The following is an 18,024-nucleotide window of genomic DNA, read 5'->3' on the forward strand; positions in this document are numbered from 1 at the left end:
GCGGCCGGTCGCGCCCACGCGGCGGAGCCGCACCTCACTACAGCCCCGCGCCCCTGAAAGACAGGGGCGTGACACCACTCCTCCTCGTAAAGGAACCCTCGTCATGCGCAAGGCAACCCTCCGTCGTTCCTGTGCGGCGCTCGCCGCCGTCACCTCCTTCGCCCTCGCCGCCACCGCCTGTGGCGGCACCACGAAGAGCGACGTCAAGGACGACTCCGCCTCCGCGGCGGCCACCGGCAAGGCCGACCCGAACGCCGAGCTGAAGAAGGGCCTGACCGTCGGCTTCCTGCCCAAGCAGGTCAACAACCCGTACTTCACCTCCGCCGACAAGGGCGGCGAGGCGGCCCTGAAGGAGCTGGGTTCCAGCTACAAGGAGGTCGGCCCGTCCAGCGCCACGGACACCTCCGGCCAGGTCAACTACGTCAACACGCTCACCCAGCAGCAGGTCGACGCCATGGCCGTCTCCGCGCAGGACCCGGGTGCCCTGTGCACCGCGCTCAAGCAGGCCATGAGCAACGACATCAAGGTCGTCACCTACGACTCCGACACCAAGCCGGAGTGCCGCAACGCCTTCGTCTCGCAGGCCAGCGCCGAGGACCTGGGCCGCACCGAGGTCCAGCTGCTCGCCGAGCAGATCGGCTACAAGGGCGAGATCGCGGTCCTGTCGGCCGCGCAGACGGCGACCAACCAGAACACCTGGATCGAGTTCATGAAGGACGAACTCAAGGACGCCAAGTACAAGGACATCAAGCTCGTCAAGGTCGTCTACGGTGACGACGACGCCCAGAAGTCCTTCCAGCAGACCCAGGGCCTGCTCCAGGAGTACCCGAACCTGAAGGGGATCATCTCCCCGACCACGGTCGGCATCAAGGCCGCCGCCCAGTACCTGTCGGGCTCGAAGTACAAGGGCAAGGTCAAGCTGACCGGCCTCGGCACCCCCAACGACATGCGCAAGTACGTCAAGGACGGCACGGTCGAGGGCTTCGAGCTGTGGGACCCGGCGAAGCTCGGCGAGCTGGCCGCCCGTACCGCGGTGGCGCTGGTCTCCGGCCAGATCACCGGCAAGGAGGGCGAGACCTTCACCGCCGGTGACATGGGCGAGTACACCATCGGCAAGGACGGCGTCATCAGCCTCGGCAAGCCGACCGTCTTCACCAAGGACAACATCGACAAGTTCAACTTCTGATCCGCGACCCCGCGTTACAGCCACCCCCCTCACCCCAGGAGCGGTATCTCATGCAGCGCGTCTGCTTCCTCCTCAAGGTCCGTGCGGAACGGATCGACGAGTACCGCGAGCGGCACGCCGCCGTGTGGCCGGAGATGCTTCAGGCGCTCTCGGCCACCGGCTGGCACAACTACTCCCTCTTCCTGCGCGACGACGGCCTGCTCGTCGGCTATCTGGAGACCGAGGACTTCCAGGCCGCCCTGGCCGGCATGGAGGCCGCCGAGGTCAACGCCCGCTGGCAGAAGGAGATGGCGCCGTTCTTCGAGTCCCTCGACGGCGCCCGGCCCGACGAGGCCATGAAACCCCTCACCGAGGTCTTCCACCTCGCCTGACCCCCCACGCCGCAGCACCCTCCCCCTCCCCACCTCGCTCGACAATGGAGTCCCCGAGATGAAGAGACGTACGCTGCTCGGCGCCGCACTCGCCGGTGCCGTGGTGACCCCCGTCCTCGGCGTCACCACCGCCCGCGCCGCCGACCCCGGTCCTTCGGTCACCCTGACCGGCACCACCACGCTCGACACCCAGGCCCTCTTCTTCGTGTCGTACAACGGCCTGGTCAACAACAACGCGTTCCAGAAGAACGCGATGCTTACCTACAAGGGCTACCAGTACGCCGTCTGGTACACCGCCGACCGCAACGCCGTCGTCGGCCGCCGTGTGTTCGGTTCGAACACCTGGTCCACCGTCAAGGTCGGTCACACCCTGCGGTACGACGACTCCCACAACGTCATCTCCATGGGCATCTCCAAGGTCGACGGCCGACTGCACCTCAACATGGACTCCCACAGCGACGGCTTCACCTACGTCAAGTCGGTGGCCGGCCTCATGGACAACCCCGGCGGACTGAGCTGGACCACGAGCCGCTTCGGCGCCCCCCAGTCCACCCTCGACGGGCTCGCGCTCACCTCGCAGTTCACCTACCCGCAGTTCATCTCCACGCCCGAGGGCAAGCTCCAGCTGAGCTACCGCGTCGCCATCTCCGGCAACGGCCGCAACGCCATCGCCGAGTACGACGGCACGTCCTGGACCAACCTCGGCGAGTGGACCAGCTCCACCGGCACCTACACCAGCGAGCACGGCTCGAGCACGGCCCGCAACATGTACCTGCACGGCATCGACTACGACGCGAACGGCCGTCTGCACTCCTTCTTCACCTGGCGTGAGCAGAACGGCGCCGTGATGTGCAACAGCGGCGGCATCACCAACCACGACACCGGCTACGTCTACTCGGACGACCGCGGCCGCACCTGGCGCAACAACGCGGGCACCGTCGTCGGCACCACGGGTAGCTCCGACCGGGTCTCCGTCACCGACAGCGGTCTGGTGATCGACTCGCTGAACCCGGACCACTCCCTGATGAACCAGGAGAGCCAGTGGACCGACTCGGCGGGACGCCCTCACGCGATCATCAGCTACGTCCCCGGCCGTTTCGGGCAGTGCACGACGAACTACGTCACCGACCGCACCAACAACGGCCGTGCCTTCCACGTCCGCAAGAACGCCTCCGGCACCTGGCAGAAGACCGAGATACCGGTGCCGCTGAACTCCAGCCAGCGCACCAAGCTGTTCCTCGACAAGTACAACAACGCCTACGCGATCTTCCCCTTCCTCCGGATCGCCGGCGCTTCCGCGGCCTCGGGGTATACGGACTGGACGATGCTGTACGACGGTGTCGGCGCCGGCCTGAACGCCTTCGGTGAAGTCGTGTTCGACGAGAGCCGGATCGGTCAGGACCACTTCCTGTCGGTCATGTATCAGGTGAAGTCCAGCGGAACGACGCCCTCGGCGCTCCGCTCCCTGAACTTCAGCCTGCCCGCGTGATCTGACGCAGTCCCCGTGGCGGGTGTGCCCAGGTCGCAGGCTTTCTGTGACGGGCACGAAGGTAATGTGAGGGCGCACCCGCCGCCCCAGCCCTTTTGGAGGTCCTGCCCGATGGCCCAGTCGGTGGGTATCAAGGACGTTGCCCGCGTCGCCGGCGTCTCCGTGGGTACGGTCTCGAACGTGATCAACCGCCCGGACACGGTGGCGTCCGAGACCCGTGCCCGCGTGTTGTCCGCGATAGACCGCCTCGGCTATGTCCGCAGCGAGTCGGCGCGCCAGCTGAGGGCCGGGCGGAGCCGCATCATGGCGTTGCTCGTGCTCGACATGGGCAACCCCTTCTTCGTCGACGTCGCGCGCGGTGCCGAGCGGGCCGCGCGCGACGCCGGACTGGGCGTGATGGTCTGCAACAGCGCGCAGAGCGCGGGCGAGGAGGCCGAGTACCTCTCGCTCTTCGCCGAACAGCGGGTGCGCGGTGTGCTGCTCACCCCGGCCGACGCGACCGGACGCAACATCGAGGCGTTCCGCCGCCACGGCATCCCCTTCGTCCTCGTCGACCGCGTCGCCGAGGGCACCACCGAGTGCTCGGTCTCCGTCGACGACGTCGCGGGCGGCGCGCTCGCCGTCCGCCATCTGGTCGACGCGGGCCACCGTTCCATCGCGTACGTCAGCGGACCGGCGGGCCTCAACCAGGTCCGCGACCGCCGTACGGGTGCCCTGGGCGCCCTGCGGGAGGCTGGACTCGGCGCCGACGCGCTGCGCGAGCTGCCCACCGAACGCCTCGACGTGGCCGCCGGCCGCGACGCGGGCGCCCGGCTCCTCGGCCTCGCCGACCGCCCGACCGCCGTCTTCTGCGCCAACGACCTGCTCGCCCTCGGCGTGCTCCAGGCCATGTACGCGGCCGGCGTGAGCGTTCCCGAGGACCTCGCCATCGTCGGCTACGACGACATCGAGTTCGCCGCCGCGGCCGCCGTCCCCCTCACCTCCGTACGGCAGCCCGCCGTCACCATGGGCGCTCTGGCCGCCGAACTCCTCCTGGAGGAGACCGAGGCCGACACGGCGCCCGCCCCGCACGAGCACCGACGGGTCGTCCTCCAGCCGGAGCTGGTGGTGCGGCGCTCCAGCCTCTCGGCACGCTGAGCCGTCGTTCAGTAGGGCTGCCGGGAATTTCTTGATCCACGGGGGTCGGCCGGGCGAAGAATCTGTGCTGGACTGGACCACGGCCCGGAATCCGTCCGCTCAGGGAGCCCTGTTGTCCGTCAGCTACCGCCAGCCCGGTGTCGTCCTCACCGACCGCCGCTTCACCGTCCCCCTCGACCACGACGACCCGGCGGGGGAGCGGATCGAGCTCTACGCGCGCGAGGTCGTCGCGAGCGACAAGGCGGACGCCGAACTGCCGTGGCTGGTCTATCTGCAGGGCGGCCCCGGCTTCGGGGCCAACCGCTTCGTCGGCCGCGAGGCGTGGCTGGACCGGGCCCTCAAGGAGTACCGGGTCCTGCTCCTCGACCAGCGCGGCACGGGTGCCTCCACCCCCGCCAACCGCCAGACCCTCCCGCTGCGCGGCGGCCCCGGCGAACAGGCCGACTACCTCGCCCACTTCCGCGCCGACTCCATCGTCCGTGACTGCGAGGCCATCCGCCGCCAGGTCACCGGCGGCGCCCCCTGGGCCGTCCTCGGCCAGAGCTTCGGCGGCTTCTGCGCGGTCACCTATCTGTCCCGCGCGCCCGAGGGCCTGAGCACCGCCGTCATCACCGGCGGACTGCCCTCCCTGGACGCCAACGCCGACGACGTCTACCGGGCGGCCTACCCGCGTGTCGAACGCAAGGTCGCCGCGCACTACGCCCGCTACCCGCAGGACGTCGAGCGGGCCCGGCGGATCGCCGATCACCTGCTCCAGCACGACGTCGTCCTCCCGAACGGCTACCGGTTCACCGTCGAGGCCTTCCAGTCCCTGGGCATCCTCCTCGGCCGCGGCGACGGCAGCCACCGGCTGCACTTCCTGCTGGAGGACGCCTTCGTCCGCACCCCGCGGGGCCCCGGCCTGTCCGACTCCTTCCAGGAGCAGGCCCAGGGGCTGCTGTCGTACGCGGGCCACCCGCTGTACGCGCTCCTCCACGAGGCGATCTACGGACAGGACCCGGGCGCCACGGACTGGGCGGCGGAGCGGGTGCGCCACGAGTTCCCGCAGTTCGACGCCGCCAAGACACTGACAGGCGACGGCCCGCTGCTGTTCACGGGGGAGTCCGTGCACCCCTGGATGTTCGACAACGACCCCGCCCTGCGCCCGCTGCGCGAGACCGCGGAGGACCTGGCGACGCGGCGGGGCTGGCTCCCCCTGTACGAACCGGATCGTCTCGCCGTCAACGAGGTCCCGGTCGCCGCCGCGGTCTACCACGACGACATGTACGTCGACACGGCCCACTCCCTGCGGACCGCCCGCGCCATCCGGGGCCTGCGCACCTGGGTCACGGACGAGTTCGAGCACGACGGCGTACGCGCCGGCGGGCCGAGGGTGCTGGACCGGTTGCTGGCGCTGACGCGGGACGAGGAGTGAGCGACGGCGGCTGAGCCGGGCCGTGTCCGTCCGGCGCGGTCGCCGGCGCCGCGGGCTACTGTGCGGGCATGACCGACCCGCGGAAGGACCAGCCGGACCAGCTCAAGCCCATGCCCGACGACTGGCGACGCGCCCTCGCCGTCGTGGCCCACCCGGACGACCTCGAGTACGGCTGCTCGGCGGCGATCGCCGCGTGGACCGACGAGGGCCGCGAGGTCGCCTACGTCCTGGCGACGCGGGGCGAGGCGGGCATCGACACCCTGGAGCCCGCGCGGTGCGGCCCGCTTCGGGAGCGGGAGCAGCGGGCGAGCGCGGCCGTCGTGGGCGTGTCGGAGGTCGAGTTCCTCGACCACGAGGACGGTGTCATCGAGTACGGCCCCGCCCTGCGCCGGGACATCGCGGCGGCCGTCCGCCGGCACCGCCCCGAACTGCTCATCACCCTCAACCACCGCGACACCTGGGGCGGGGTCGCCTGGAACACCCCCGACCACGTGGCGGTGGGTCGCGCCACGCTCGACGCCGCCGGCGACGCCGGAAACCGCTGGATCTTCCCCGAACTCGTCGAGCAGGGCCTGGAACCCTGGAACGGCGTCCGCTGGGTCGCCGTCGCGGGGTCCTCCACCCCCACCCACGCCGTCGACGCCACCCCCGGCCTGGACCGCGCGGTCGCCTCCCTCCTGGAACACCGCACCTACCTGGACGTGCTGACGAAGGAGGACCCCGAGACGTACGTACGCGACTTCCTCACCGGCTACGCCCGCACCACCGGGGAGCGCTTCGGGGGTACACCGGCCGTGGCCTTCGAGGTGTTCGCCCGCTGACGCCGCGCACCCGGAGGCCCGTCGGCGATTCTCGTAGGGTGACCCGTATGGAACAACGATCCGGTGAGCCCCTCCCTCCGCATGACCTGCGCGAACTGCGCGCGGACTGCGCCGGCTGCTTCGGCCTGTGCTGTGTCGCCCTGCCCTTCACCGCCTCGGCCGACTTCGCCGTCGACAAGGCCGCGGGCAAGGCGTGCGGAAACCTCGGGGAGGACTTCCGGTGCGGTATCCACACCCGGCTGAGGGACGAGGGCTTCACCGGCTGCACGGTCTACGACTGCTTCGGCGCCGGGCAGAAGGTCTCCCAGGTCACCTTCGGAGGCGAGAACTGGCGTACGGGCGGCCGCGAGCACGCCCGGCGGATGTTCGACGTGTTCCCCGTCGTGCGTCAACTCCACGAACTGCTCTGGTACTTGACCGAGTCGCTGACCCTGCCCGCCGCCCGCCCGGTGCACGCCGACCTCCGCCGGGCCCTCGACGAGACCGAGCGGCTGACCCGGCGGACGGCCGAGGAACTGGGAGAGCTGGACGTCGCCGCGCACCGGCAGCGCGTCAACGAGCTGCTGCTGAGGGTCAGCGACCTCATGCGAACGGGCGCCGGACGCAAGCGGAACCGGCGCGGCGCCGACCTCATCGGCGCGCGCCTCAAGGGCGCCGACCTCAGAAAGGCCAACCTGCGCGGTGCCTACCTCATCGCAGCCGACCTGACCGGCGCCGATCTGCGCGGCGCGGACCTGATCGGCGCCGACCTCCGTGACGCCGACCTCACCGACGCGGACCTGACCGGCGCCTTCTTCCTGACCCAGCCCCAGCTCAACGCGGCACGCGGCAGCGCCGGGACCCGGCTGCCGACGTCAGTCACCCGCCCCGGTCACTGGACGACGTGACGGCGATGAAGGCGACGGCGACGACGGCACCCGCGGGGCGCCGGGCCCCGTGCCCACCCGCCGCTCCACGTTCAGCCGCAGCCCGTCCGGCATCAGCGTCAGCCGCTCCGCCACCCGCAGCCGGTACGCCGGCTCCGGGCTCAACTCGTATCGGCGCAGCATCAACCCCAGCACCAACGTGGCCTCGTGGAGCGCGAACTGGCGGCCGATACAGGCCCGCGCACCCGTGCCGAACGGCTTGAACGTGTGCGGGGCCCGGGCGCGTACGGCCGCCGCGTCGAAGCGGTCCGGGTCGAACCGCTCGGCGTCCGCGCCCCAGACCTCCGGATCCCGGTGCAGCATCGCCGTCAGGACCAGCGCCCAGGCGCCCCGCCGCATCGGATGGACCCCGCCGAGCACGGTGTCCTCGCGGGCCTCCCGCGAGAAGGCGGGCGCCGTCGGCCACAGCCGCAGCGCCTCGTCCAGTACCCGGCGCACATATCGCAGCCTGGCCACCTGCTCGTAGCCGGGCCGCACCGTGTCGCCCCACACCCGGTCCACCTCGGCGCGGGCGCGGGCGGCCAGGTCCGGATGCCGGGCGAGGTAGTGCAGGGCGAAGGACAAGGCGCCCGAGGTGGTCTCGTGCCCGGCGATCAGGAAGGTGATGACCTGGCGTCGGACGTTCTCGGCGGACAGCCGCTCCCCGGTCTCCGGATGCGCGGTCTCCAGCATCCGGTCGAGCAGGTCACCGCCACCGTCACCGGCGCCACCGTCACCGGCGCCGCTGCCACGAGCGCGACCCCCGCCACCGCTGCCGGTGCCGCCGTCACCGGAGGACCGCCGCGCCCGTACCACCGCGTCGACGGTTTCGTTCAGGTACGCCATGTCCGTCCGGTTGTGCCGGGCGGCGCCCCGCAGCAGCAGCGGTACCAGCGGGTCGGGGACGACGTTGCGGCGCTGGGCGTACGTCAGGGTGCCGACCATCGCGGCGACGAAGGGATGCGGCCGGGTGCGCTCGAAGGAGCCGAAGTCGTGGCCGAAACCCGTGCGGGCGATCGTCTCCAGCGTCAGCTTGGTCATGTCGCCGGGTATGTCCACGGTGTCGCCCGCCGCACCCGCCCGGTCCCAGTGCTCCATCAGCCGCTCGGCGACGTCGAGCATCATCGGGTGGTAACCGGCCATGGCCTCCCGGCTGAAGCCGGGGGCGAGGACGTCGTGCGCGAGCTGCCAGTTGGGCTCGTGGTTGTACGCGGTGAAGAGCCCGTCCCCGGCCACCGGGCGCAGATTCGCGACCCCCAGGCCCACATGCTTGGCGAACCGCGACTCGTCCGCCAGCTCGGCCGCGAGCCCGGCGCCCCCGACGAACACGATCTCCTTGCCGAACGCCTTCCGCCGGAAGATCGGCCCGAGCCGCCGCCCGAGGCGCAGGGAGTCCTGGATCGGCGTCCGCACGTTCGTGCCGAGCGCGTCGCCGATCACGGGCAGCCGGTACGGCGGGTGCGGTATGCGGTGCAGCTCGGGCCAGCCCAGCTCCGCGCTGCGGAAACCCCTGGCGGTCGCGGTCCCCGTCGTCGCCGTCATGACCACATCTCCCTCGCGCGTACGCCGTGCCGAAGCCGCCGCGGCTGTTGTACTCGGGTTCAATAGCGGGCTCAGTCTCGTCCCGTTGTTGAACCCACGTCAAGTAAGGTGACGGCATGGCAGCCGGACAGGAAGAGCGCCCGCGTCGTCGGCTCAGTACCGGGGAACGGCGGGAGCAGCTCCTCGCGGTCGGGGCCCGGCTCTTCTCGGAGAGCCCGTACGACGACGTCTGGATCGAGCAGGTGGCCGAGATCGCCGGCGTCTCCCGCGGGCTGCTGTACCACTACTTCCCGAACAAACGGGACTTCTTCGCGGCCGTCGTGGAGCGCGAGAGCGAGCGGATGCTGCGGATCATGACCCCCGCTCCGGGCCGGTCGGCGCGCGAGCGGCTCGCGGCCGGGCTCGACGCGTTCCTCGCGCACGTCGAGGAGCACGCCCACGGCTTCCGGGCCTTCCACCGTGCCGACGCCACCGGCGACCAGGCCGTGCGCAAGGTCTATCAGCGGGCGCTGGCCGCGCAGGAGGCGCAGATCCTGGCGGCGCTGGCGTCGGACGCGGAGTTCGCGGCGGCGCTCGACGGGCGGCCGGAGATGCGGCTCGCCGTGCGCGGATGGCTGTCGTTCACGACCGCCGTCTGTCTGGAGTGGCTGAGGGGCTCGGAGTTGACCCGGGAACAGGTGCGGGACCTGTGCGCACGGGCGCTGTTCGGGGTGCTCGCGCCCTGAGTCCGGCCCGCTCGCGAACCGCCTGCGGTGCGCCGCGGCGAACCGGGAACGCACGGAAGGGCGGGCGGTGGTTGGCGTACGCCCCGATCTTCGATAGGTTAGGCAAGGCTTACCTAATGAGGGAGGTTTGGGATGGGTGACCGTCACACCTGGACGGCCGCGCCCGCCGCGGCGGAGCGTGCCCGCTCGGTGCTCGCGGCGGCGTGGTCCTGCGCGGTGACCGCCGAGGGCGGCCGCGAGGAGTTCGTCGGCGCGCACACCGTCACCGAGGACGGCCGGGTGATCCTGCGCGTCCCCGAGGACAGCACGCTCGTCGCCGCCGCGATCTGCGCACCGCGCGGCGAGCCGTCCGCCGTGCTGGAGTTCGCCGACGTGGCACCCGTCCCCGTCCGCAGTCGTATCCGGGCCCGGCTCTGGATCGCCGGCTGGTTCGCGCCCAAGGACGGCGACCTGGAGTTCCGGCCCACCCGCATCGTGCTGCGCGAGCCGTCCGGCGCGGTCGTGGTCGACCTCGACGACTTCGCCGCCGCCCGGCCGGATCCACTGGCCACGGCCGAGTCCCGGCTGCTGACCCACCTCGCCGACGCGCACCCCGACGCCGTCGAGCGCCTCACCCGGCTCGTCCCGCACGACAGCCTGCACGGCGCCGTCCGCGTCCAGCCGCTCGCCGTCGACCGGCACGGTCTGACCCTGCGCGTCGAGCGGGCCCGCGGCAACGGCGACGTCCGGCTGACGTTCCACAAGCCCGCCGACGACATGGCGCAGCTCACCGAGCGGATGCACATCCTGCTCTCCCAGGCGAGCGCCGCGTCCTGCCCGCGCGCCCTACAGCGGCAGCGCACAGACGGCGACGGGTGACGCGAACGGCCCGCCCGCGCTCCGCAGTCCACCAGTCTTCGGGTCGACCCGGAAGACGCTGACCGCGCTCGACCGCTGAAGCGCGGCGAACAGCAGGCCCCCGTCCGGTGAGAGGGCGATCTGACGCGGGAAGTCCCCGCCGACCGGCACGGTGTCCAGCAGCTTCAGCCGCGCGCCTGACGCCTCGACCGCGTAGCGCGTCAGGCTGTCGTGTCCCCGGTTGGCGAGATACGCGTACGAGCCGTCCGGCGTCACCACCAGCTGCGCCGGGTAGTTCGTGCCCGAACCCGTGCCCGTGGACTGCGGATCGCCCGGGGTGAGCCGCCCGCTGCCGGGATCGTAGGAGCAGACCACGACCGTGTTGTCGACCTCGTTGGCGAGATAGGCGTACCGGCCTCCCGGGTGGAAGGTGAGGTGCCGGGGCCCCGCGCCCGACCGGGTGCGCGTCCGCGAGACCTCGGCGAGCGTGCCCCGGGACTCGTCCAGGCGGTAGGTGTAGACCGTGTCGGTGCCCAGATCGACGGCGAGGACATGACCGCCGTCGGGGCTCGTGATGATCTGGTGCGCGTGCGGCCCCTCCTGCCCCGGGCCCGGCGCCGGACTGCTGTGCACCACCAGATCCGTGCGCTCGCCCAGTGCGCCCGACGCCTGAACCGGATGCACGGCGACACTTCCCGAGCCGTAGTTCGCGCTCAGCAGCCACCGCCCGCTCGGATGCACCGACAGCTGGCAGGGTGCCTCGCCGCCGCTGCTCCGGGTGCCGAGGACCTTACGGTCGGACAGTCGTACGGCGGTCACCCCGCCCTCCGGCCGCTCGTTCACGGCGTACAGCGTTCGGCCGTTCGGGTGTACGGCGAGGTACGACGGGTCGCCGACACCGGTGATCGTCCCCTTGCCCGCGATACGGCCACTGCGGGCGTCGTACGTCGCCACACCGATACCGGTGCCGCCCCCCTCGGCCGAGGTGTACGTGCCGATGTAGAGGGGTCGGGGGCCGGTGGGGGAGGGCGAGGCGGTTGCGGACTCGGTTCCCGTCTCCGTCTCCGCCTCCGCCGATGGGGCCGTCGGGGCGTTCGGAGCGGGCGAGGACGACGTGGACCCGTTCGTCCCGTCGGAGCCCGCGCAGCCGGCCAGGGCGGCCGTACCGGCCGCCCCCGCCATCAGACTCAGGACATGGCGCCTGCTCCAGCCGCCTCGGTCCCCAACCGCCTCACTCGTCATAGGTGCACCTCGGGTGTCGCTCGTCTCGGCCGTCACCACCTTGACGGGTACGAGCGCCCCGGCGCAAAGACGGCGGCGGGCGTCGCGCGCCATGCGACACCCGCCGTCGTCCTCGCGCCGGCCGTCGGGACCGGCTACCAGTCGCCGTCCTGGATCGGACGGCCCGGCGCGTCACCTAGCGGCTTGATCTGGCCGGGGGCGGGTGCCTGCCATGGGTCGAGGTCGTCGCCGAGCCAGTCGCCGACCGGCTTCACCGTGCCGAGGGCGTCGGCCGGGGCGAGGTCGTGGGCGTCCTGGTCGTCGTCGTAGTACTCGAACCACGGAAGCCCGGCCCGGGTGTAGGCCGCGCGGTCCACGGGCGACGGCGGCGGGGCCTCCCCGGTGATCCGGCGCCACTCGGGCGGCGTGACGAGGTGCACGAAGATCCGCCCGGCCGGCTGCTCGGCCCAGCTGCCGCGCGGCCAGGTGTCCCGGTAGACCTCCTGACGCATCGAGCCGCCGACCCCGAGGCCCATCGCGGCCGGAGCCCGGGAGGGGGCCGCGGGCGCGCCGCGCATCGGGGCAGCGCCGGGGGCCGCCATCGGGTACGCGGCACCCGGAGGCATCGGCCCGCCCGGCGCAGGGGGCAAGGGGGCGCCGGTGGACGGGGGCGCCATCGGGACGGCACCCGGCGGCGGCATCGGCACCGCGCCCGTACCGCCGTAGCCGCCATAGCCGCCGACCGGGCCGATGTTCCGCTCCCGCTCGGCGCGCAGTCGCTCCTCCCGCCGCCACACGGCGAGCTGCTCGTCGTTCAGCGGGAACGACTGCAGCTGGACCCCGCCGAACACCTCCTCGCCGGTGACCTGGCCCTCGACCGTGGCGCCCAGCCCGAGGGGGACGGCCACGAACTGCCTGACCGTGCCCTTGCCGGAGTTGACGCCGTCCAGCCACGGCTGACGCGGCAGCACCACGTAGTTCTGCGGATCACGGGAGAGGGTGCCGCTCCACGGCTTGCCCGACACCGCGCACACCTTGCCGACGCCGACCTGGAGCGCGGCCGGTTCCGTGGAACCGCCGAAGTGCAGCCACATCGCCTCGCGCAGGTACACGGGGAGCATCACGCCGCCGCGCGCCCGCATCTCCTGCGGAGCGGTGTGCGGGTGGTCCTCGACCCGGCGGATCGGGAAGTCGCCCAGGCCGGGCGGGAGTTGGTGCGTGCCCGTCTCCGGCAGACGCAGGGTCCGCTGGAAGCGCACCTGTACACCGCCCGGCAGATGCAGTGTGGTCCCGTCGATCCGCACGGCGCCTTCGGCCATTCCGCACGCTCCCCTCGATATCGCTTCGTGCTGTGTCACTTGGTAGGACGTGACTTAGCACGACCGGCGAGGCCCGACCGGTTCCGCCGAAGGGGGCGTGGGATGCGCACGCGGTCGCGGAGGCGCGTGAGCCGGGGTGAGCGCTCGCGCTGTTCACGGGTGCAGCGGTCGAGCTCCTCCAGGAGCCGCTGGGAGCGGTGCTCGGTGTCCAGCTCGTCCAGTATGCGGTTGACCTCCGTCAGCACGGCACCGTGCAGTTGCCAGTGACCGGGGTCCCGCTGGACCCCTTCGAGGAGCAACTGCGCCAGCTTGTCGCGGGTCGCGGTGGCTGTCGACAGCTCGGCGGCGAGCCGGTCCTCCGCGGACTCGGCGCTCCGGCTGACGTCGGTCGTGACCAGCACCGCGAAGCTGACCACGGCGTCACCGATCTCGGCGAGCAGCTGCTCGATGGCCGCCCCCACCTGGGCGGAGAACAGCGGACTCGGCTCGCGCTCACGGGCGAGGTCGGTCAGGGTGCGGGCCAGCACCCTGAGGACCACCGTGCAGATCTCCAGCGTGTCCAGCCCGGTGCGCAGCACCACCCGGTGCAGCAGACCCTCCCGTACACGCGGATTGAGCTTCAGGCTGTCCTCGGCCTGCTTGAGGGCCGCGTCCACCTCGACGATGTCGAAGTCGAGTTCCCGGGCCTCGTGGAGCCGGGCCGCCGCGGCCTCCGCCGGGGTGCGGCCCGCGGCCTCCTCGCCGACGCGGATCATCAGCCGCCGCATCCGCCGGGCCAGGTCCTCGATGGACTCACCGGCCGCCTCCACCCACACCGGGGGGGCGAGCAGGAGGTTGAAGGCGAGCCCGACGACCGCGCCGATCAGCGTCTCCACAACCCGCGCCCACGCCGTGTCACCGACCCGGGTCACCCCGAGCACCAGCATCGCGCTGATCGCCACCTCGGGCACGAACTCGCTCACCCGCACCAGATGCCCCACCGCGAGCGAGGCCAGGATGATCAGGGCGAGGCTCCACCAGGTGAGGCCGACCAGGACGCTGAAGCCGATGGCGATGACCACGCCGGCCACCACCGAGTTCACCCGTCGGATCCCGGTGGTGAGCGTGGCGTAGAGGGTCACCTGCACGACGAGGAGCGCGGTCAGCGGAGCCGTCAGGGGCGCCGCCTCCGGACTGAGCTGCAACGCCACCACATAGGCCACCGTGGCGGCCGCCGCCGACCGCACCGACTGCACGATCACCGGGTCCTGCCGCCATTTGGCGACCCGGGTGCCGATCAGGTCCCACACACCACGTACGTCTCGCATCCTTGCGCTGTTCCCGTTCCGCCGCTCCACCGAACTCCTGACCGAGGACAGTAGTCACCTGGGTCATTCGGCAGAAGGCCGGTGGACGAGGAGGTCAGGGCGCCGGAGGTGGCGACAGCCCGCCATCCGTCTCCACGACGTCGAGGCGGCGCGGATGCCGGAGCGGTAGGTCAGCCGTACAGCTTGTCCAGGAAGGCGGACAGATTGCCCACCGTCCGGGCGATCTGCTCGTCCGTCGTGAGGCTCTCCTCGAACCGGCTGCCCGCGTCGAGGGCCTTCTTGCCCCGCACATACAGCGAACAGGCCAGGTCGGCGCACATGTACAGGCCTACGGAGTTCCCCTCGCGCCCGGCCGCGCCCGCCTTACGAGCCGTCATCAACGAGACGCCGCCGCCCCGGTGAGTCGTCAGACACAACGAGCACATGCTGCGGTGCAGAAAGCCGCGCTGCGCGGAGGGGAAACGCAAGGTGACACCGACGAGCCGCCCACCGCGCTCGGTGACGAGATAGCTCCGGTCGGGCGCGCCCGGGTCACGCCAGCCGAGGAAGTCCAGGTCCCCCCAGGGCCGTTGCTCCAGATCACGCGGCACGGAGATCCGCTTCGCCTCCCCCTTCGAGCAGTTGACGAACGAGGTGCGGATGTCCTGCTCGGTGAGCGACTTCATGGTGGGTCCTCCGGTGAAGGGGTTATGTGTCCGGACCTGAAACCTAGTGGCACTAGGTATTGCCCTAAGGTACGTGTCTCTCTGGGGAGGGGCCAATGGTTTTCTGGCGCACAGGCGCGGGCGGTGGTGGCGCCGCCGGCGAGGAGGGCCAGGGGGCGGGCCTCGGTGGCGGTCGACGGTGCCGCCTTCGTCCAGCACCGGATCGCCGCCGAGGCCGACGAGGTGTGGGCCCTGCTGGACGTCGGCGCCCGTGTCTACGTCCGCGGTGACGGCTTCCGCAGGGCACCCGGCGTCCGTGAGGCCCTCCGTACGATCCACGCCGAGCGGAACCCCGGCGCGGACTCCGGACCGTGGCTGGAGGACCTGATCGCCTCGGGCCGCTATGGGGAGGACGTCTGCGCGGCCGGATGAACCGGGACCCGGTCTCCCCGCCGCCGGAGCGTTGAAAAGCGGTTTCAGCCGTGCCGGCCCACCTGGCAGAGTGGGCCGGCACGGCTGTACGCGACGAGGGGGCCACGGTGGACGACGGGGAGCGCGCGCGGCGTGTCCTGGCGGCGGCGGGGCTGCCGCCCGAGAGCCTCGCGGAGCGGCTGCCGCTCGATGGCGGCACGTACAACACGGTCGAAGAGCTGCGCCTCACCGACGGCACCCGGCTGATCGTCAAGGTCCCCCCGCCGTCCACCACCCCCGGCCTGGCCTACGAGAGCGAACTCCTCGGTGCCGAGATCGAGTTCTGCCGGGCCGCCGAGAGCGTCGGCGTCCCCGCGCCCCGGGTGGCCGGAGCCGCCCTCGACGAGACCGCGCCGACCGGCCGCCACCTCCTGCTCACGTACTGCCCGGGCGGCGGATGGGACGGACTGGAGCCCACCCAGGAGGCGTCACTGCGGCGCGAGTTGGGCGGTCTGGTGGCCCGGCTCCACCGGGTGACCGGCCCCGGGTTCGGGTACCCGTCCGGCACGTTCGGCCCCCTCGCCGCCGACTGGCGCACCGCCTTCACCGCCATCTACGACGGTGTCCTCGCCGACGCCCGCCGCTTCCGGGCCTGGCTGCCCCTCCCCGTGGACGAGGTGGCCCGTACCGCGAAGGCCGCGTACGACGCCCTCGACGAGGTGACCGTGCCGCGGCTGGTCCACTTCGACCTGTGGCAGGGCAACATCCTCGTCGAGCGCGGGGAGACTCCACGTGTCGGTGGTCTGATCGACGGTGAGCGCATGTTCTGGGGCGACCCGGTCGCGGACTTCGTCTCGCTGGCTCTCCTGGGCGACATCCGGCAGGACGCCGATTTCCTGACGGGCTATCAGGAGGCTGGCGGAGAAGTCGAGTTCACGGCTTCGGTCCGCAGGCGCTACGCCCTCTACCGCAGCTACCTCTACCTGATCATGCTGGTCGAGGTGGTGCCGCGCGCCCTGGACGACGGAGACGTCGCCTGGCGGCGGGAGGCGGTGGCGCCGCAGCTGACGGCGGCCCTGGACGAACTGCGCGACCTTTCCTGACGGGACGCACAGGACCGGACGCACGCGACCACGGGACACCCGGGTTTGAGTCGATCGGGCGGAGGTACTCGCGCCCGGTGGACGACAGGAAGGAGCACGCCGTGACCGATCACCGGCTGGAGGGTCCCGGCGAGCACGAGGACCCCGTACCGAGGGACATGCCCGACCAGCAGGCGAACGGGAGCGAGGACCCGTGGGAGGTGGCTCGGACGCGCGTCACCGACGACGAGCGGGACATCGACGCGGCCGACGACACCGCTGACCTGCCCGACACGGACGAGGCCGGCACCGGCCGACAGGGCGCACCGCGATCGGGCGCCGTCAATCCCGAGCAGCCCGTACCCGACGAGCCGTCCGGCTGACCCCCGGCCCCTGGTCCTTCTGGTCCTTCGGTCCAGGGCATTCCCGAGACTCGGCGCCTCCCCGGTGGGACCCGGGGAGGCGCCGTCACGTCTGCCGCGTGCTCACGGGCGCACCCGGCCTCATGGGCGGCCTCGGCCTCGGCCTCGGCTTCAGCCGACCTTCCGCCCCCGCAGCGGCTCCGTCTCCGCCCCGGCGCCCTGCCGCAGCCCCTCCAGGAACTCCTCCAGCACCTCCACCGCTGTGCGCTCGGGCCGCCAGTGGAGCTCGTCACGAGCCCTGCTGCAGTCCATCAGCGGCAGCCGCAGGACGGCGTCGAAGAGATGCGGTGAGGCGGGCAGCAGCCGCAGGTTCCACGCGGCGGCGACCGCCGAGCGGGCCGCGACCCGGGGCAGCTTCACCGGACGGGCGTCCAGCACCTCGCTGAGCAGCGTGGCGTCCACGGGCGACTCCGCCGCGAGGTTGAAGGCACCGCGGACGTCGGTGTGCAGCGCCAGCCGGTACGCCTGCGCGGCGTCGTCGGTGTGCAGCGTCTGCACCTTCAGCCCGGGAATGTCCGGCAGGAACGGCAGCAGCTCGGGCCGGGCCAGCTGTCCCGGCAGGAAACGCCCGCCGAAGATGCGGCGCTGCTCGCTCGCCGACTCCCGCTTGAACAGGAAGGCGGGCCGCATCCGCACCACCCGCACCCCGGGGTTCTCGTGCTCGAAGGAGTCCAGGGCACGCTCCAGATACGCCTTCTCCCGGCAGTACGCGGCGTCCGGCCAGCCGTGGGTGGGCCACGACTCGTCGACCGCGTGACCCTTCGGTCCCGGTGAGTAGGCGCCGACCGACGAGGCGTGTACCAGCGTCGGCACCTCGGCCGCCGCCACCGCCTCGAAGACCCGCATGCTGCCCAGCACGTTGGTTCGCCAGGTCGCGGCGGGATCGTGCGTCGGCTGGAACGCCCAGGCGAGATGGACGACCGCGTCCGCCCCCTCGAACTCCTTGACCAGATCGGCCTCCTCGGATCCCACGTCCACGGCCGACCAGTCCGTCTTCGCGGGCGCCCACTCGGGAACCCGACGGGCCAGTCCCCGTACCTGGCCTACCTCCGCGTCCTCCGCGAGCAGACGCACCAGACTCGTCCCCACATTGCCGGTGGCGCCGGTGACCACGATCCTGCCGCCGGATTCTCCGTTCACAGCCGACTCCTCTCGCGCGTTCCGTTCCTCCAGGGCCGCCCACGAGTACCC

The 18,024-nt window shown here is 71.9% G+C and carries 18 protein-coding genes; 12 read left to right on the forward strand and 6 right to left on the reverse strand.

Features of this window, described 5'->3' with window-relative positions:
• The first annotated feature begins 103 nt into the window (after nucleotides 1–103).
• The 7 genes from rhaS to OG202_RS43645 all read left to right on the forward strand — a co-directional run bounded on the left by rhaS (nucleotide 104) and on the right by OG202_RS43645 (nucleotide 7,305).
• Nucleotides 104–1,186: a rhamnose ABC transporter substrate-binding protein gene (rhaS, locus tag OG202_RS43615; RefSeq protein ID WP_326574180.1), complete on the forward strand. Its 1,083-nt coding sequence runs from the start codon at nucleotides 104–106 to the stop codon at nucleotides 1,184–1,186.
• Nucleotides 1,187–1,236: 50 nt separating this feature from the next.
• The gene (locus OG202_RS43620) at nucleotides 1,237–1,557 is read left to right on the forward strand and encodes an L-rhamnose mutarotase (protein WP_326574179.1); all 321 of its coding nucleotides are present in this window, start codon (nucleotides 1,237–1,239) and stop codon (nucleotides 1,555–1,557) included.
• Nucleotides 1,558–1,615: 58 nt separating this feature from the next.
• On the forward strand, nucleotides 1,616–3,046 hold the full coding sequence (locus OG202_RS43625; RefSeq protein WP_326574178.1) for a BNR repeat-containing protein: 1,431 nt from the start codon (nucleotides 1,616–1,618) through the stop codon (nucleotides 3,044–3,046).
• Between the two features lie 111 nt (nucleotides 3,047–3,157).
• A complete protein-coding gene (locus OG202_RS43630) occupies nucleotides 3,158–4,183 on the forward strand; it encodes a LacI family DNA-binding transcriptional regulator (RefSeq protein WP_326574177.1) in 1,026 nt (341 codons plus the stop codon).
• A 112-nt stretch (nucleotides 4,184–4,295) separates the two neighbouring features.
• Complete coding sequence (locus OG202_RS43635; RefSeq protein ID WP_327726517.1) at nucleotides 4,296–5,597, forward strand: alpha/beta fold hydrolase; 1,302 nt, start codon at nucleotides 4,296–4,298, stop codon at nucleotides 5,595–5,597.
• Nucleotides 5,598–5,665: 68 nt separating this feature from the next.
• Nucleotides 5,666–6,418 (forward strand): PIG-L deacetylase family protein, encoded by a 753-nt coding sequence (locus tag OG202_RS43640; RefSeq protein ID WP_326574175.1) that lies wholly within the window; start codon nucleotides 5,666–5,668, stop codon nucleotides 6,416–6,418.
• Nucleotides 6,419–6,465: 47 nt separating this feature from the next.
• Nucleotides 6,466–7,305, forward strand: coding sequence for a pentapeptide repeat-containing protein (locus tag OG202_RS43645; protein ID WP_326574174.1), 840 nt, complete (start codon nucleotides 6,466–6,468; stop codon nucleotides 7,303–7,305).
• On the opposite strand, the gene OG202_RS43650 is transcribed toward OG202_RS43645, so the two are convergent.
• Nucleotides 7,273–8,865 carry a cytochrome P450 gene (locus OG202_RS43650; RefSeq protein WP_328224542.1) on the reverse strand — a complete coding sequence of 531 codons (1,593 nt, stop codon included), beginning with the start codon at nucleotides 8,863–8,865 and terminating at the stop codon, nucleotides 7,273–7,275. The genes OG202_RS43645 and OG202_RS43650 overlap by 33 nt on opposite strands.
• A gap of 116 nt (nucleotides 8,866–8,981) precedes the next feature.
• Here OG202_RS43650 and OG202_RS43655 point away from each other — a divergent pair, with 116 nt between their 5' ends.
• Both OG202_RS43655 and OG202_RS43660 read left to right on the forward strand, forming a co-directional pair.
• Entirely contained in the window at nucleotides 8,982–9,590 is a 609-nt protein-coding gene (locus OG202_RS43655; RefSeq protein WP_326574172.1) for a TetR/AcrR family transcriptional regulator, read from the forward strand.
• Nucleotides 9,591–9,722: 132 nt separating this feature from the next.
• Complete coding sequence (locus tag OG202_RS43660) at nucleotides 9,723–10,448, forward strand: DUF2470 domain-containing protein (RefSeq protein ID WP_326574171.1); 726 nt, start codon at nucleotides 9,723–9,725, stop codon at nucleotides 10,446–10,448.
• Here the strand turns inward: OG202_RS43660 and OG202_RS43665 are convergent.
• The 4 genes from OG202_RS43665 to OG202_RS43680 form a co-directional block, all read right to left on the reverse strand.
• Nucleotides 10,416–11,669, reverse strand: coding sequence for a lactonase family protein (locus OG202_RS43665; protein ID WP_328224543.1), 1,254 nt, complete (start codon nucleotides 11,667–11,669; stop codon nucleotides 10,416–10,418). The two genes, OG202_RS43660 and OG202_RS43665, sit on opposite strands and share 33 nt — an antisense overlap.
• Before the next feature lie 134 nt (nucleotides 11,670–11,803).
• The gene (locus tag OG202_RS43670; RefSeq protein WP_327726512.1) at nucleotides 11,804–12,967 is read right to left on the reverse strand and encodes a hypothetical protein; all 1,164 of its coding nucleotides are present in this window, start codon (nucleotides 12,965–12,967) and stop codon (nucleotides 11,804–11,806) included.
• A gap of 35 nt (nucleotides 12,968–13,002) precedes the next feature.
• Nucleotides 13,003–14,274: an FUSC family protein gene (locus OG202_RS43675; protein ID WP_327726511.1), complete on the reverse strand. Its 1,272-nt coding sequence runs from the start codon at nucleotides 14,272–14,274 to the stop codon at nucleotides 13,003–13,005.
• 170 nt (nucleotides 14,275–14,444) lie between these two features.
• Entirely contained in the window at nucleotides 14,445–14,939 is a 495-nt protein-coding gene (locus OG202_RS43680; RefSeq protein WP_327726510.1) for an FBP domain-containing protein, read from the reverse strand.
• Between the two features lie 165 nt (nucleotides 14,940–15,104).
• Between OG202_RS43680 and OG202_RS43685 the strand changes: the two genes are divergently transcribed.
• From OG202_RS43685 to OG202_RS43695, 3 genes are all read left to right on the forward strand, one after another.
• Nucleotides 15,105–15,350 carry a hypothetical protein gene (locus OG202_RS43685; RefSeq protein WP_405895851.1) on the forward strand — a complete coding sequence of 82 codons (246 nt, stop codon included), beginning with the start codon at nucleotides 15,105–15,107 and terminating at the stop codon, nucleotides 15,348–15,350.
• Nucleotides 15,351–15,457: 107 nt separating this feature from the next.
• Nucleotides 15,458–16,432: a phosphotransferase family protein gene (locus OG202_RS43690; RefSeq protein ID WP_327732047.1), complete on the forward strand. Its 975-nt coding sequence runs from the start codon at nucleotides 15,458–15,460 to the stop codon at nucleotides 16,430–16,432.
• 101 nt (nucleotides 16,433–16,533) lie between these two features.
• Nucleotides 16,534–16,794, forward strand: a complete 261-nt coding sequence (locus tag OG202_RS43695; protein ID WP_326574166.1) for a hypothetical protein — start codon at nucleotides 16,534–16,536, stop codon at nucleotides 16,792–16,794.
• Between the two features lie 150 nt (nucleotides 16,795–16,944).
• Here the strand turns inward: OG202_RS43695 and OG202_RS43700 are convergent, their stop codons facing one another.
• On the reverse strand, nucleotides 16,945–17,973 hold the full coding sequence (locus tag OG202_RS43700; protein WP_327726509.1) for an SDR family oxidoreductase: 1,029 nt from the start codon (nucleotides 17,971–17,973) through the stop codon (nucleotides 16,945–16,947).
• Nucleotides 17,974–18,024 lie beyond the last annotated feature (51 nt).

Origin of the sequence: Streptomyces sp. NBC_00310, from assembly GCF_036208085.1 — a bacterium.
In the GTDB taxonomy this organism is placed as follows: Bacteria; Actinomycetota; Actinomycetes; order Streptomycetales; family Streptomycetaceae; genus Streptomyces.